Below are 14,516 nucleotides of genomic sequence, written 5' to 3'. Positions count from 1 at the left end.
CATGACGAATACAACAAAATTTAAAACTCGCTTTCTTGCCGTTGCATTAGGCGCAGCCTTGCTTGCTGGGTGTGGCTCAATGATGCGTTCTGATTATCAGGCACCTGAAGTTCAGGTGCCGACAAACTGGCAGCAGGTGCATGTCGCTGGTGGTGTCAGTATCGACCCATGGTGGCTGGCGTTTAATGACCCAAACCTGAATAGTTACATCAATAAAGTACTTCAGGAAAATAACGATCTGGAAGTCGCGACGCTGACACTGAAAAAAGCACGTTTGCAATTAGGGTTAGCGAAAGATGACCTGTTTCCGACATTCAGCTCATCGACTTCTGCTCAGGTCGAAAAGTGGCTAGACAGTGGTGAATCGGGTGACAGTTACAGCACGAATTTAACTGTCGGTTACGAGTTGGATTTGTGGGGTAAGGTCTCTGCTGATATCGATGCAGCAAAATGGGCGGCAATGGCGAGCAAAGAAGATCGCGAAGCCACAGCTCAAAGTTTGGTGGCGACCACCGCTTCACTTTACTGGCAAATTGGTTATCTTAAGCAGCGATTGCAACTTGGCCAAAATAACATTGATGATGCACAGCAAACCCTGAATCTGATTCAAAGGCAGTATGAGCTGGGTGCGGTTGATCAGCTTGATGTGCTGGAAGCGAAAAGTTCACTGGCAAGTTTGCAAGCGCAGCAGAGTGAGTTCGAACAGAGCTTGTTAGAGGCGAATAACGCCTTTGCCATCTTGTTCAATCAGCCTCCTCAGAGTATGAGTGACACTATTCGCATGTTACCGGATGAAAGCGTTCCGTCGCTCAATGTAGGTGTTCCTGCCGATCTGTTGATTCGTCGGCCTGATGTCAAAGCTGCGATTTATGACGTGAAATCTGCTCTGGCAAACAAAGACGCCGCTGATCTGGATTACCTACCTGAGCTGACGTTAACGGGAGCGCTAGGTGGTTCTTCAGAGGCATTAAAAGACTTGCTTTCTAACCCCGTAGGCACGTTAGGCGCAGACATCACATTGCCATTTCTGCAATGGAACGAAATGGAGAACAATAAAGCGATTGCGGACGTCGAGTACAAAACGGCTATCGTCAATTACCGCCAAGTGTTGTACACCGCATTCCAGGATGTGGAGAACGCACTGTCAGCACGCGAAAAGTTGATGTATCAATCTGATCGTTTGCGAGAGCAATATGATGCGGCCAGTGCCGCTGAGAAGATTTATGCTGCGCGATACCAGTATGGCTCTACTTCGATCATGGACTATTTAGATGCTCAGGAAAACACCAGAAACGCAGAAGCGTCTTTGCTTGAGAATCGATACAATCAATTCATTACTCAGGTAACGCTATATCAATCATTAGGTGGTACGGACATAGCGCCGTTGTAACTCCCCGCGTAAAAGTAGAAACATAAAATGGCCACGTTTTAGCGTGGCCATTTTTATCAAAGCTTAGAAATGGTGTTGTTCTAAGTTATTGCTACTCTCGAGCATTTTCTCCGCTACATAGCGGTGTGTTGCGGTTGTTGGGTGAGTGACGTCCCAAAAAACGAACTTCTCAGCGCCAGAGCTTGCACACTCGGAGCGTAACGCATGTGAGTAGAGGTAATCCATTGAAGAGGAGCGGTTGATGTCCAAACAAGGCTCTGTTGCATTTACAAAGCCATGATCTTTGGGCGCTGAAGTCAGGGCCTCAAACAGCGCATATGTATCAAACAGTGTGATGTTGTAACCCTGCGCTTTGTAATATTTCTCCTGCTCTTTGATGAACTCATTCATCGCTAACACTTTTGCGCGAATCTTTTCGATTTCTTCCGGCGTAGAGTATTTGAACTGAGGCGCTTTCGTGGCATCTGGCAGCGTCATTAACAAAAAGTTGTTCGCTCCTGCATCCGTCAGGCGAATCAATGCTTCAGCGTAGTCCGATTTCACTTCTGCTACGCTACGGTCGTAATTCATGAAATCATTCAACCCAAACTCTAATGTGAATAAGGTATTGGCTGGATTGTAGTTTTTAGCCAGCTTTGCATAAGTTAAATAAGAAGAGACTTGCTCGCCAACACCTGTGAGTGCGATGTACTGATTTTCACCCGCAGCGCCACCGACAGCCCAGTTGTAAAGGGGTAGATTTTTGGCTTTCGCGATGTATTCCGTCCATACAAAGCCATTTGAAAAGTGGCCCAGAAACCAGCTGTTTGGATTAGGAAAGCGCCATTGTGAAGCATTAAAGATGTTACCGGTGTCAGATAAACTGTCCCCCAGAGCAACCACCTTATTGATTTGGTCCGTTTGCATCGCCGCATCGTTGCTCCAAATGGTATGGTTGTATGAGAAGCGATTATCAGCGGCAAAGAATGTGATATCAGCGTTTTCGTTAGCTAAATCCAGCGTAGACTCACATCGTTGGCGGATGACATTTTGAGTCGTGTTGGTATAAAACATGTTTTTAAACGAAACTGCACTCCACCAATAGCCGTCAATAGTGAAATAACTCCCATCTTCATTTTTTGCCCATTCCCAATCAGTGGCAACGTCATCTTTAGAATAACTAGTGCGATACCAACAGCGGACGTAAGTGTAAGTTTGGTTTTCTTGCGCACTGATCACTTCGGACGCCGAAACTTTTTCTGGAGATAATGCTGGCTGTTCAGCGATTGCAGAAGCAAACGGGAGCAACGCGGTTAACAGTGTGATTGTTCGTTTCATCTTTCACTCTTCTCGTTTTGGTTATTGTTCCAAGCAATTGGAAAAATACCGGGTTATAAAAGCAATCAAATGAGAATTTCTCTCACTACAATGTATAACCTTGAGTAAAAACTCTACATAGTCAACATCTGAATATTCAATATTTTCCTTTTGGCACCATGGTCAAAAAACGCATTCAGTATGGAAATGATAAAGGCAACCAAAATATAGAATAATTACTCAATAACATTAATTTAACATTCACTTTTTGTTTATATAAGTCTTTGCTTTATAAGTGTTTGTTTGTGTTTGTAATGCTAACTGAAAATGTTTATTGAATGATCTTTTGTACAAAAAATTACATTCATGAACCGAATTATTTGGCATTTTCAGGTGATGGGCTATAGCTGAGTCTCTCATGTGAACACCGAGTTGGTGATTTTTCATGAGGATATAGTGAATAAAAAATCAGCTCATATAAGGAATAGAGCAAATGCATTACACAACAACTAAAAAACAGGGCTTATTATCATTGTCTGCCTTGGCCGTTGCGCTAACGACTTCTTTGTCGGCGTATTCGGCACCACCGATGGGATTTGATGAATCCAAGTTACCGAAGAAATATATCGTCAAGTTTACTGAGGACGAGGCTGGTGGTTCTTCCATGCAAGGCAACGCATTTTGGGGGCCGCGAATAGCACAAGAGTCTGTTTTAAAACAGGTAAAAGCACGAAAAGTTGAGAAGCTGGGTAACCGTGCTATCTACAGCGTGGAAATCGATGCTGATGAACTCACGCAACTTCGCAACCGCAGCGATGTAGAATATGTGGAAGTCGATCCACCGCGTTACTTGCTCAGTGAAACGACACCATGGGGCTATAACGCAGTCAATGCTCAGCAGCTGGATGACTTTAACGCAGGCAATCGTACCGTGTGTATCATTGACTCTGGATACGATCTTTCACATAACGATCTTAGCGGCAACCGCGTAGCAGGCACAAACGACAGCGGTACGGGTTCATGGAGTGAACCAGGGAATAATAACGCTCACGGAACTCACGTTGCAGGTACGATCGCGGCAATTGCAAATACCGAGGGCGTTAAGGGAGTCATGCCAAATCAAAACGTCAATCTACACATTGTGAAAGTGTTTAACGAATCTGGCTGGGGTTACTCTTCCGGTTTAGTTAAAGCGATTCAAACGTGTGCAGATAACGGCGCAAATGTAGTGAATATGAGCCTCGGTGGTAGCCAATCTAGCCGGACCGAGCAAAATGCACTACAAGATATTTATGACCAAGGTGTTCTTCTTATTGCAGCAGCGGGCAATGATGGCAATACGGCACACAGTTACCCGGCATCTTACGATTCGGTCATGTCGATTGCGGCCGTTGATAATCAAAATGATCATGCTGCGTTTTCTCAAGCGACGGATCAGGTTGAAGTCGCCGGACCGGGTGTTGCTATCCTTTCTACCGTTACCGTCGGTGAGGGTAAACTGTCGGACATCACTCTTAATGGTGTAAGCCAGTTTGATCGCGGTATCGTTCCTCACAATCGTTTGATTAATAACGGCACGTCTTATGTACCGGATCCTGTGGCGGGCTCCGTGACGGCTACCTTAGAAAGTTGTGATGTCTCTGGTGGTAATTTTAATTGCGGTGATATGTCAGGAAAAATCTGTCTGGCTGAGCGTATTGGTAACCAATCTTCAGGTAATTACCCAGAAGTGGACGCTGTGCAAGCTTGTTACAATGCAGGTGCTAGTGCTGCAATTGTGTACAGTAATACGGAATTACCTGGTTTACAAAATCCGTTTTTAGTTGACCAGAATAATGCATATCGCATGGTATCAGTGACTGTTGATCGATCATTTGGTCAAGAGCTGCTTGGCTACGTAGGGCAGGAGATCACTGTGTCCACAACGACAGGTGAAGACTACGAGTACTACAATGGTACATCGATGGCGACACCTCACGTGACTGGCGTGGCGGGCTTGGTATGGAGCTACCACCCAACGTGTACTGCGGCACAAGTGCGTAATGCTCTCGTTCAAACCGCGACAGATATCGATGTGGCAGGTCGAGACAACCGTACTGGCCACGGCTTAGTCAATGCAGAAGCGGCGAAGCTGTTCCTGGATGCAGGCTGTAACGGCCCTGATGGCGGAGGTAGCGCTTCGGATTCAAGCTACTCAAACACGGATCCCGTGGCGATTCCTGATAACAAAGCATCAGGGGCAATCAGCGCGCTCGATGTCGATCGTTCTGGTGATTCAGGTACGGTGAGTATTGACGTTGATATTAGCCATACTTACATCGGCGACCTGCGAGTGACGCTGACTTCACCAACGGGTGGACAAGTTGTGCTGCATGACAATACAGGCGGAAGTGCTAACGATATCAAAACCACTTTCCAAGCGGATTTCTCTGGTTTTGAATCACAAGGCTCGTGGGAACTAAAAGCCGTAGACAGTGCCAGAAGAGACACAGGCACAATCAACAGCTGGAATCTGACTTTTCAATAAGGAGTGGCCATGAAGAAGTCGACCTTACTTTCTCTGTCTGCGGTGGGTGCTACCGCACTATTGGCAATCGGACTGAGTTCGGCCAGCTTGGCGAACAATCAAGGATTTCCGCTCGTGGATGAACGTTCTGAACAAGCTGAGCAACAACCTGCGCGTTACTTTGTAAAGTATCACAAGGGGAAAGAAAGCGAAGTGAGAGCACTTCTTCGTCAGCATAACCTTGAAGTGGTCGATGCTTTGGTGAAGCAACAGGTACTAGTAGTGAGCGGCGAACAAGCGGACGTCGATAAGCTATCTGGTAACGAATCGGTTGAATACACTGAGCAAGAACCAACGCGAAAGCTATTGTCTCAATAATATAGCCTCAATAAGAGAAACGCCCCGCTAAAAAGAGGGGCGTTTTTTCTGCTTATTAGACGAATTAAGGACGCTCACCAGCTTCCAAACGACGCTCGATATCTGCAATCACTTCTGGTAGATCTGCGATAGTGTCAACCAAGTAATGAGGTGAACTTTTGATAAGTTTTGCGCGTGCTTTCTCACGGGCAGCATCTAGCGTTGCTTTGTCTGCCGCTTGATACTCTTCAAATGTAAGACCTGCCTCGTTCCCCGAAAGTAGAAGGCCCACTGTCCACATGCCAGCGTTATGACCCTCGAAGATACCCGGTGCAGAGTCGTCCACTTTGATACTCGCATTTACATCTGTCACGCCAAGTTCTATAACGTTTTTCAGTGCCATAAATGGTGCAGGGCGTCCTCCCTGTGGCAGGTCATCGGTTGCGACTACGTAGTCAGGCTGGTAACCGTAATCTGCGGCAACAGGAATAAGCACGTCCATCACTTCACGCGGGTAACCAGAGCAAGAGCCGATTTTAATGCCCTTGGCTTTTAGGTTGTTGACCACGTCAATTGCGTTGAGGATAGGCGCAGCGTGGTCCGCAACTTTCGCTTTTTGAAGAGGCATAAATGCCGCGTAAATTGCGTCGATGTCTTCTCTGGTCATCGAGCGACCGAACTTCTCGTTCCAGCGCTTATCAACCGCAGGAATACGGCCAACCGCCTGGATGTGGTCCCATTTTCCCAGCCCCATTGGTTCGCGCGCTTCTTCAAGGTTAATATCAAAATCAAAGCCTTGCTTAAACGCTTCGACGAAGATGCTGGTAGGTGCAAAGGAACCGAAGTCGACGATAGTGCCTGCCCAGTCAAAGATGACTGCTTGAATTGGTGAGTTGCTCATGGTCAATCCTTTTATTGCTTGTCAAAGTGCGCTCTGGCGCTTTGGATAACGTAGGTTTCGTAAAAGGTCAGCAGACCTTACAGGTAGTTAAAGTCTTTACATACTTTGGCGATGGCTTCTTCAAATATTGCCATCGCCTGCGTTAATTGTTCTCGAGTGATGACCAGTGGTGGGCTAAGTTGAATCACATTGCCTTGTGAGACCTTAAAGCTCACGCCATTGTTCAGGCATTGGTACAACACAGCTTCTGCTTCATCAAACGCGCGCTGTTTAGTCTCATGGTCCGTAACCAGTTCTACCCCCCAAAGCATGCCGATGCCGCGAACGTCGCCAATTACCGGGTACTTAGCTTTCATCTCGAGTAACTTTTCGCGCATGAATTGGCCGTCGGATTTTGCTTTATCAAGCAGGCTTTCTTGTTCAATGACTTCCATGGTTGCCAGTGCTGCGGCACAACCAATAGGGCTTTTCTCATGGGTGTAGTGACCCATCGAGATTTGCTCAGCCGTGTTGTATTTATCTTTGGTGACCATGGCTGCGATTGGCACTAAACCACCGCCTAATCCTTTACCGATACACAGAATATCTGGCTCTATATCGTAAGCCTGATAAGTAAACCATTCGCCACTGCGACCCATGCCGTTGGGAATGTCATCAATGATCAGCATGACATTGTGTTTGTCACAAATTTCCCGAATGCGTTTCCAGTAGGCTTTACTTGGCACTTGAACATCGGTATTTCTCACCGCTTCAGCAATGAACGCGCCTACGCCACCTTCTTTCTCGATCACGTACTCAAGGTAGTCGGCGTAGTGCACATCATGACCATCTGGTGAGGGAAGGGCTCCTCGGTAAGAAACCGCTGGTGGAATTCGCTCCACGCCAGCCATTAATGGCCCCATACCGTGACGAAAACAGGCTTCACCACCAACTGAAATCGCATCTAAAGATGCACCATGGAAAGAATCCCACAGTGATACCACTTTATAGTTACCCGTGATGTGACGAGCCAGTTTAAGTGCCATACCTATTGTTGATGTTCCACCCGGAGCAAACAAAACGCGGTTTAACTCTCCACCACAGATTTGCGTCAGTTTTTCTGCGCACTCAATTGCGGTTTCGTTGGTAAAACGGCGAGGTGAAAACGGCAACTTAGCGATTTGTTCCTGCACCCGTTCAATAACATGCGGGTGTCCATAACCAAGCTGGTGAACGTTGTTACCATGAAAGTCCATATACTTTTTGCCGTTAGCATCTTGGATGTAGATGCCTTCTGCTGCCTCTAATGTATCGAGACACGGCGTCGACATGGCTTGATGCAGAAATACGTCGGAGTCACGCTTCAATAGAGTTTGCGTGCGTTCGTCGTCCATTGATTCATTCCACACTTGGCGAGCGGGCGTTGTATTGACGTCGCCTTCGCTACGGAAATGCGTTGGCTTTACATTCTGACTCATCGTGATTTATCTCAGCTCGCCAACTTTTGATCTGGTTGGTTTTGCCAGTACATCGCGTTTTTTACCGCCCCGATCAGACGCTCAATATCTACAGGATACACTTCACCAATGTTGCCAATGCGGAAGCAATCTGCGTTTGATACTTTGCCTGGATAAATTACGAAGCCTTGCTCTTTCAAACGCATGTAGAACGTTTTGAACTGGTAATCGCTGTGTGTTGGCGAGTAGAAAGAAGTGATGACAGGTGAATGTAGATCGTCATTGAGTAGTGGTTCGAAACCAAGTGAACGCATACCCGCTACCAGCGTTTTCTGGTTGGTTTGGTATCGCTGATGACGGGCTTCTACGCCGCCTTCTTGTTCCAGTTCTAGCAATGCTTGATAGAAAGCTCGCACCGTGTGAGTCGGAGAAGTAAAACGCCATTTACCGTGGTTGACTTCCATGCAGTGCCATTGGTCATATAGGTCGAGGCTGAGTGAACGTGCCTGGCCTTTGCATTTTTCAAGCTCGCTCTGCTTTGCAATCACAAAACCGAAGCCCGGAACGCCTTGAATACACTTGTTCGCTGAGCTGATCATAAAGTCGATACCAAGATCGGCGATATCCATTGGAATGCCACCAAAGCTCGACATGGCATCGAGAATGACGACTTTACCGTGCGCTTTCGCGACCGATGCAAAATCGGCGATAGGGTTGAGCATGCCAGTGGTTGTCTCGCAGTGAACAATCGCCACGTGCGTGATAGTAGGATCCGATGCCAATGCAGTTTCCACTTCGTTCAAGTGTGGCTGTGATGTTTCGCCAGGGGAAACCACATGGCATGGAATATTCAGATATTCGGCGATTTGAGCGATGCGAGCACCATAGGCACCATTGTCGACGACAAGCAGTTTGCCATCTTTACCAATCGCGCTACCAATGGTTGCTTCTACCGATGCAGTACCACTACCTTGCATTAATACGCTGGTGTAGCCGTCTTTTTTTGTTGCCAGCTTGACGAGCTTCGTGCGGATCACTTCTACGATATCTTTATTGTAGTCATCGTCCCATGTGCACCAGTCTTTCAACATTGCTTCACGCACGCCTTCAGAGGTAGATAAAGGGCCAGGGGTCAGTAGCAGGTATTCGTTTTTCATTTCTCTTTCCGTCAGAATTAACTTATTGGTCTACACCAAAATATGAAATTAACTTTAGCAGGTGAGAAAAAGGCACGTAAATAGTCGATCGATGAATTTCATAAAACTTTAATATGGCAAATTTAATGGTTAAAAGAAGGGCGATTTGAAGAAAGTTTTCGCAAAACTGCCATTTAACGATCATGAATTCGTCACATTGGGTCAGTAGGGTAATTATCGTCAACTGGTACAGACCAAAATGAATACTTAGCCAAATTAACTGGAGAAAATGATGAAAAACCGTTTGATGAAAGGACCGCTGGCTGCGCTTGTATCTCTGCTAGCTACTAATGCACTGGCTGCACAGGAAGTGACGGTTTACACCGCTTTCGAAACTGACATTCTTGCTAAATACAAGTCTGCGTTTGAGAAAGACAACCCAGATATCAAGATTAAGTGGGTTCGCGACTCAACAGGTATCATGACGGCGAAATTGCTGGCAGAAAAGAATAATCCTCAGGCAGAAGTCGTGTGGGGTCTTGCTGGATCGTCAATGGCACTACTGAAAGAAGAAGGCCTGTTAAAGGCTTACCAGCCTGCAGGCTTGGCGGATCTTCATGCGAACCTTAATGACCCACAATCCAATCAAGCGTGGTTCGGTAACGATGCGTTCTTTAACGCAGTTTGTTTCAACGAAGCGGTTGCCAAACAACTTAACCTGCCTAAGCCAACGTCTTGGGAAGACCTCATTAAGCCAGTTTATAAAGGTCACATTGCCATGCCAAACCCTGCATCTTCTGGCACGGGTTACATGCAGGTTTCTGCTTGGCTGCAAAATATGGGTGAAGATCAGGCATGGAACTACATGCGTGACTTAGATAAAAACATTGCTCACTACACACACTCTGGTTCTAAGCCATGTGTTCAGGCGGGTATGGGTGAAGTGGCTATCGGTATCTCTATGGCAAGCCGTGGTGCGAAGCTGAAAACTCAGGGCGCACCTTTGTCAGTGATCACTCCGAAAGGCATCGGCTGGGAATCAGAAGCGGTAGGTCTGGTTAAAGAGTCAGATGCGGCGAAGCGCGTGGTTGACTGGTCCATTTCGAAAGCAGCGAATGAGCTATACGTAGAAATGTACCCTGTTGTCGCTCACAAAGACGTGAAAGCGACGGTGTCTAATTTCCCGAATGTTCAAGAAAACATGGCGAAGATGGACTTTGCACAAATGGGCAGTAAGCGTGCAGAAATTCTAGCGACATGGTCTGAGAAATTTGACGCGAAATCAGAGCCAAAATCGTAACATTCTGCGCATACAGGATTTTACTGAGGAGAGCGATTGCTCTCCTTTTTTGCATCTTGTGCAAAGTAAAGGCACATTAATGGCCGGATACACGCATAGAAAAGAGGGAGCGAATGAAAGTCCAACGAATTAATGCAGAGCAGACACTACAACTTCGGCAACAGGTTTTATGGCCCAACCAAAGCATCGAGTTTTGCAAGGTGGCAGAAGATGAAACTGGCTATCATTACGGAGGATATGTTGATGGGGATTTGGTGGGTGTCGCTTCCGTATTTTTTAGTGAAGGTTCGGCAAGGTTAAGGAAATTTGCTGTATCCCCAAGTCTGCAAGGGAGGGGATTAGGCTCATTGATGTTGGAGACCATGATCGCGGATGCCAAAGTGCTAAACGCAGAAATATTTTGGTGCGACGCTCGTGAGTCCGCGCTAGGGATTTATCAGAAGTTTGGATTACAGAAAGAGGGTGAACGCTTTTATAAATCCGACATCCCATATTTTAAGATGAGTCTGGATTTAAGCGTGTAAATTGAGGGCTTTCATCAGTTTGTCATCTTCTGGCTATAAATTTGTCATTGGAACGTAACACTCCAAATCTAAAATTGGTATATACCATTTGGAGTGTGTGTTATGTCAACTAACCAACCTTATCTGAACATTGAAAATGTAGTGAAACAATTTGGACAGTTCACTGCATTAAAGCAAATCTCGCTGGCGATCAAAAAGGGCGAGTTCGTCTGTTTCTTAGGCCCGTCTGGCTGCGGTAAAACAACCTTGTTACGCGCAATTGCGGGTTTAGATTTGCCAACGTCTGGGGCAATCTTTCAAAACGGTCAAGAGACGACATTTCTACCACCAGAAAAGCGTGACTTTGGCATCGTATTCCAGTCTTACGCGCTGTTCCCTAATCTGACTGTTCAAGAAAACATTGCGATGGGTTTGAAGAACCAAGGCATGTCGACCAAAGACGCCCTGGAGAAAGTTGATCAGTGGCTTGAGACAATAGGATTACCCACTTCGGGCCAGAAATTCCCTAACCAATTGTCGGGCGGTCAGCAGCAGCGTGTTGCTTTAGCGCGTGCACTTGCTTTATCTCCCGGTCTGCTACTTCTTGATGAGCCTTTATCTGCGTTGGATGCGAAAGTGCGTGTTCACTTACGTGATGAAATTTGTAAGCTGCAACGCAAACTGGGTATTACCACCATTATGGTGACCCATGATCAGGACGAAGCGTTGTCAATGGCAGACCGAATTGTCGTGATGAATCATGGTGTGATTGAGCAGGTAGGGACGCCGCAAGAGATTTATCAAATGCCAGCGACGCGTTTTGTGGCCGAGTTTGTCGGCAGCATGAACTTCATTGAGACATCCGTCGTTACTGAGTCTCAGGTACGTATTGCAGAGACGTTGTTACCACTACCAAATTTAACGAATTATGAGATTAAACGCGGTGACCGTTTTGATCTGGCTGTGCGTCCTGAGAATATCAAGTTTGTTGAAAACTACCGCAATTCGCTTCCGGTTCGCATTACAGCAAGCGAGTTTTTGGGGGCGTTTTTCCGAGTAGATTGCGAACTGCAGAACGACGGCCAGGCGAAGCCCATCGTTGTTGATGTCCCAGTGGAAACCGTGCAAAACCTCAATATTCGTATCGGTGATGTTCGCTATATCCAGTTCTCGGAAACTGGCTTACACGCCTATGCCATTCCTTCTAAGGGTAAAGCCTTCAAAAAAGCGTTGGCGGCGTAGGTGCAACATGGATGCAAAGACAATGACAATGAATAGCCTGACTACTCAAGACAAAGCGAAATCATTGGTGGGACGTATTAGCCGCGACAACCTCGTGTTGTTCGGATTGTTAGCGGCTACCTCGACGATGATGATCTTGTTCATCTTGATGCCGCTGTGGGCGATGTTGACTAAAAGTGTGCAAAACAGCGATGGGGAATTCGTTGGGTTAGCTAACTTTGCGAGTTACTTTTCTTCCTCAAGCCTGTGGGTTTCCGTTGGTAACACTTTTACGTTAGGTCTAGTTGTGACAGCGGTGGTTGGCTTACTGGCGTTTGGTTATGCTTACGCACTGACTCGCTCATGCATGCCGTTAAAAGGTTTGTTTCAAATATTAGGTACCGCGCCGATTCTTGCGCCGTCGCTTTTACCAGCGATCAGCTTGATCTTTCTTTTTGGTAATCAAGGTATTGCGAAAGAGCTACTTGGCGGTCACTCAGTATATGGTTTTATTGGTATCTCAATGGGCTTGATCTTCTGGACGTTCCCTCATGCTTTGATGATTCTGACCACGTCTCTGCGCACTTCAGATGCACGTCTGTATGAAGCGGCACGCGCTCTGAAAACCTCACCAATGAAAACCTTTTTTATGGTGACGCTACCTGCGGCGAAATACGGTTTGATCAGTACCCTGATTGTTGTATTTACGTTAGTTATTACCGATTTTGGTGTGCCGAAAGTGATAGGGGGAAGTTACAACGTTCTGGCGACGGATATCTTCAAACAAGTGGTGGGCCAGCAGAATTTCGCCATGGGGGCAGTAACCAGCATTATGCTGTTGTTCCCTGCGGTATTGGCATTTGGCGCGGATCGCTGGGTGCAGAAAAAGCAAAAAAGCTTGTTTGATACACGTTCTGTGCCCTATCAACCGGAGCCAAACAAAACGCGCGATGGTCTGTGTTTTTTATATTGCTCTCTGATTTCTGTTGCAGTACTCGCCGTGCTTGGTATGGCGGTTTACGGTTCCTTAGTAACGTTTTGGCCGTGGAACAAAGCGCTAACGCTGAATAACTACAACTTTGCCGAGATGAGCACTTATGGCTGGAGCCCGTTCTTTAACTCTCTCACTTTAGCGGGTTGGACAGCGGTGATTGGTACAGCAGTCATTTTTGTCGGTGCTTACAGCATTGAGAAAGGACGTGCTTTTGGTCCCGTTCGTCAGGCGATGCAGATGCTGAGCGTCGTGCCGATGGCGGTGCCGGGAATGGTACTGGGTTTGGGTTACATCTTTTACTTTAACGATGTGAACAACCCGTTGAATGTGCTTTATGGCACGATGGCATTCCTGGTAATTAATACTGTGGTGCATTATTACACGGTCGGCCACATGACGGCCTTAACCGCTCTCAAGCAACTGCCTTCAGAAATAGAAGCGACGGCTGCGTCGGTAAAACTGCCTCAGTACAAGTTGTTTTTCAAAGTGACGTTGCCGGTTTGTATGCCTGCCGTGCTGGACATTGCTACGTACTTGTTTGTTAATGCATTGACCACCACTTCTGCGGTAGTATTCCTATACTCAACGGATACGATCCCTGCTTCGGTATCGATTCTGAATATGGATGACGCGGGCCAAACAGGCGCTGCCGCCGCGATGGCGGTGATGATCATGATGTCAGCCGCAATCGCGAAGATCGTGCAGATGACGTTGGGTAAGTTGTTAGAAAATCGCACACAGGCTTGGCGTAAAAGATAAGGACACCTCGTGCAGTACGTAAAAATTAAAGATTCGATTGTTGAACAGATTGAAGCGGGCATGCTTTCGCCTCGTCAGAAACTGCCTGCGGAACGCAAGCTGGCGGAGTCGTTCGACACAACACGAGTTACGTTACGAGAAGCGTTGTCGTTATTGGAAGCCGAAGGGCGAATTTATCGCGAAGATCGTAGAGGTTGGTTTATTTCACCTGAGCCACTACGCTACGATCCAACCCAAACACTTAATTTCCCAAACATGGCGAAAGCGCAAAATCGCGTGCCTAAAACCGAGCTGATTGCGGCAAAAGGTACTCTGGCCAATAAGCAATCTGCACGTTTGTTACAGTTGCAGCCGTTTTCTGATGTCTATCGAGTCGACCGCGTTCGATATTTGGAAGACAGGCCAGTAGTGTATGTGACCAACTATATTCGCCCAGAGATTTTTCCTAATTTATTGAGTTTCGACCTTACCAACTCACTTACCGATATTTATCGTGAGCACTTTGGTGTGGTGTATCAAAAAACGCGTTATCGAATTTCTACCAGCACACTTCTTGGTGAAGTCGCGCAAGCGTTAAGAGCGACATCAGGTACTCCAGCTATGGTTGTTGAGCGTACTAACTACAACCAGCACGGCGAGTTGATCGACTGCGATATTGAGTATTGGCGCCATGACGCCATCAGTATTGAGTCCATTGCAGAGCTCAATCACTAACGT

General features: G+C 46.7%; 12 protein-coding genes. 8 read left to right on the top strand and 4 right to left on the bottom strand.

Annotated elements, in window-relative coordinates; all coding sequences use genetic code 11:
- Position 1 precedes the first annotated feature (1 nt).
- Complete coding sequence (locus tag DBX26_RS20310) at positions 2-1,390, top strand: efflux transporter outer membrane subunit (protein ID WP_118120735.1); 1,389 nt, start codon at positions 2-4, stop codon at positions 1,388-1,390.
- A gap of 63 nt (positions 1,391-1,453) precedes the next feature.
- Here the strand turns inward: DBX26_RS20310 and DBX26_RS20305 are convergent, their stop codons facing one another.
- Positions 1,454-2,707 (bottom strand): SGNH/GDSL hydrolase family protein, encoded by a 1,254-nt coding sequence (locus DBX26_RS20305; protein WP_118120734.1) that lies wholly within the window; start codon positions 2,705-2,707, stop codon positions 1,454-1,456.
- A 472-nt stretch (positions 2,708-3,179) separates the two neighbouring features.
- Here DBX26_RS20305 and DBX26_RS20300 point away from each other — a divergent pair, with 472 nt between their 5' ends.
- Positions 3,180-5,213 carry a S8 family serine peptidase gene (locus DBX26_RS20300; protein WP_118120733.1) on the top strand — a complete coding sequence of 678 codons (2,034 nt, stop codon included), beginning with the start codon at positions 3,180-3,182 and terminating at the stop codon, positions 5,211-5,213.
- 9 nt (positions 5,214-5,222) lie between these two features.
- Positions 5,223-5,570, top strand: coding sequence for a hypothetical protein (locus DBX26_RS20295; RefSeq protein ID WP_014233575.1), 348 nt, complete (start codon positions 5,223-5,225; stop codon positions 5,568-5,570).
- A gap of 64 nt (positions 5,571-5,634) precedes the next feature.
- Here DBX26_RS20295 and phnX read toward each other — a convergent pair whose 3' ends face one another.
- From phnX to phnW, 3 genes are all read right to left on the bottom strand, one after another.
- Positions 5,635-6,450, bottom strand: a complete 816-nt coding sequence (phnX, locus tag DBX26_RS20290; protein ID WP_118120732.1) for a phosphonoacetaldehyde hydrolase — start codon at positions 6,448-6,450, stop codon at positions 5,635-5,637.
- Between the two features lie 77 nt (positions 6,451-6,527).
- Positions 6,528-7,907, bottom strand: a complete 1,380-nt coding sequence (locus DBX26_RS20285; RefSeq protein WP_118120731.1) for an aspartate aminotransferase family protein — start codon at positions 7,905-7,907, stop codon at positions 6,528-6,530.
- Between the two features lie 11 nt (positions 7,908-7,918).
- Positions 7,919-9,043, bottom strand: coding sequence for a 2-aminoethylphosphonate--pyruvate transaminase (gene phnW, locus DBX26_RS20280; RefSeq protein WP_118120730.1), 1,125 nt, complete (start codon positions 9,041-9,043; stop codon positions 7,919-7,921).
- 268 nt (positions 9,044-9,311) lie between these two features.
- Here phnW and DBX26_RS20275 point away from each other — a divergent pair, with 268 nt between their 5' ends.
- The 5 genes from DBX26_RS20275 to phnR all read left to right on the top strand — a co-directional run bounded on the left by DBX26_RS20275 (position 9,312) and on the right by phnR (position 14,513).
- On the top strand, positions 9,312-10,322 hold the full coding sequence (locus DBX26_RS20275) for a putative 2-aminoethylphosphonate ABC transporter substrate-binding protein (RefSeq protein WP_118120729.1): 1,011 nt from the start codon (positions 9,312-9,314) through the stop codon (positions 10,320-10,322).
- 113 nt (positions 10,323-10,435) lie between these two features.
- Positions 10,436-10,846, top strand: coding sequence for a GNAT family N-acetyltransferase (locus DBX26_RS20270; protein WP_118120728.1), 411 nt, complete (start codon positions 10,436-10,438; stop codon positions 10,844-10,846).
- Positions 10,847-10,948: 102 nt separating this feature from the next.
- A complete protein-coding gene (locus DBX26_RS20265; protein ID WP_014233581.1) occupies positions 10,949-12,067 on the top strand; it encodes a putative 2-aminoethylphosphonate ABC transporter ATP-binding protein in 1,119 nt (372 codons plus the stop codon).
- A 7-nt stretch (positions 12,068-12,074) separates the two neighbouring features.
- The gene (locus DBX26_RS20260) at positions 12,075-13,799 is read left to right on the top strand and encodes a putative 2-aminoethylphosphonate ABC transporter permease subunit (RefSeq protein ID WP_118120727.1); all 1,725 of its coding nucleotides are present in this window, start codon (positions 12,075-12,077) and stop codon (positions 13,797-13,799) included.
- A 9-nt stretch (positions 13,800-13,808) separates the two neighbouring features.
- On the top strand, positions 13,809-14,513 hold the full coding sequence (gene phnR, locus DBX26_RS20255; RefSeq protein ID WP_014233583.1) for a phosphonate utilization transcriptional regulator PhnR: 705 nt from the start codon (positions 13,809-13,811) through the stop codon (positions 14,511-14,513).
- Positions 14,514-14,516: the final 3 nt, after the last annotated feature.

Origin of the sequence: Vibrio sp. dhg (assembly GCF_003443775.1) — a bacterium.
GTDB classification, from domain to species: Bacteria; Pseudomonadota; Gammaproteobacteria; order Enterobacterales; family Vibrionaceae; genus Vibrio; species Vibrio natriegens.
Note: the sequence above shows the minus strand (reverse complement) of the source record. Positions and strands in the feature narration are given on the sequence as shown.

Bases quoted from the DNA above. Each gene is read 5' to 3' on its own strand.
- DBX26_RS20310 (WP_118120735.1), top strand. From the start codon at position 2: ATGACGAATACAACAAAATTTAAAACTCGCTTTCTTGCCGTTGCATTA.
- DBX26_RS20305 (WP_118120734.1), bottom strand. From the start codon at position 2,707: ATGAAACGAACAATCACACTGTTAACCGCGTTGCTCCCGTTTGCTTCT.
- DBX26_RS20300 (WP_118120733.1), top strand. From the start codon at position 3,180: ATGCATTACACAACAACTAAAAAACAGGGCTTATTATCATTGTCTGCC.
- DBX26_RS20295 (WP_014233575.1), top strand. From the start codon at position 5,223: ATGAAGAAGTCGACCTTACTTTCTCTGTCTGCGGTGGGTGCTACCGCA.
- phnX (WP_118120732.1), bottom strand. From the start codon at position 6,450: ATGAGCAACTCACCAATTCAAGCAGTCATCTTTGACTGGGCAGGCACT.
- DBX26_RS20285 (WP_118120731.1), bottom strand. From the start codon at position 7,907: ATGAGTCAGAATGTAAAGCCAACGCATTTCCGTAGCGAAGGCGACGTC.
- phnW (WP_118120730.1), bottom strand. From the start codon at position 9,043: ATGAAAAACGAATACCTGCTACTGACCCCTGGCCCTTTATCTACCTCT.
- DBX26_RS20275 (WP_118120729.1), top strand. From the start codon at position 9,312: ATGATGAAAAACCGTTTGATGAAAGGACCGCTGGCTGCGCTTGTATCT.
- DBX26_RS20270 (WP_118120728.1), top strand. From the start codon at position 10,436: ATGAAAGTCCAACGAATTAATGCAGAGCAGACACTACAACTTCGGCAA.
- DBX26_RS20265 (WP_014233581.1), top strand. From the start codon at position 10,949: ATGTCAACTAACCAACCTTATCTGAACATTGAAAATGTAGTGAAACAA.
- DBX26_RS20260 (WP_118120727.1), top strand. From the start codon at position 12,075: ATGGATGCAAAGACAATGACAATGAATAGCCTGACTACTCAAGACAAA.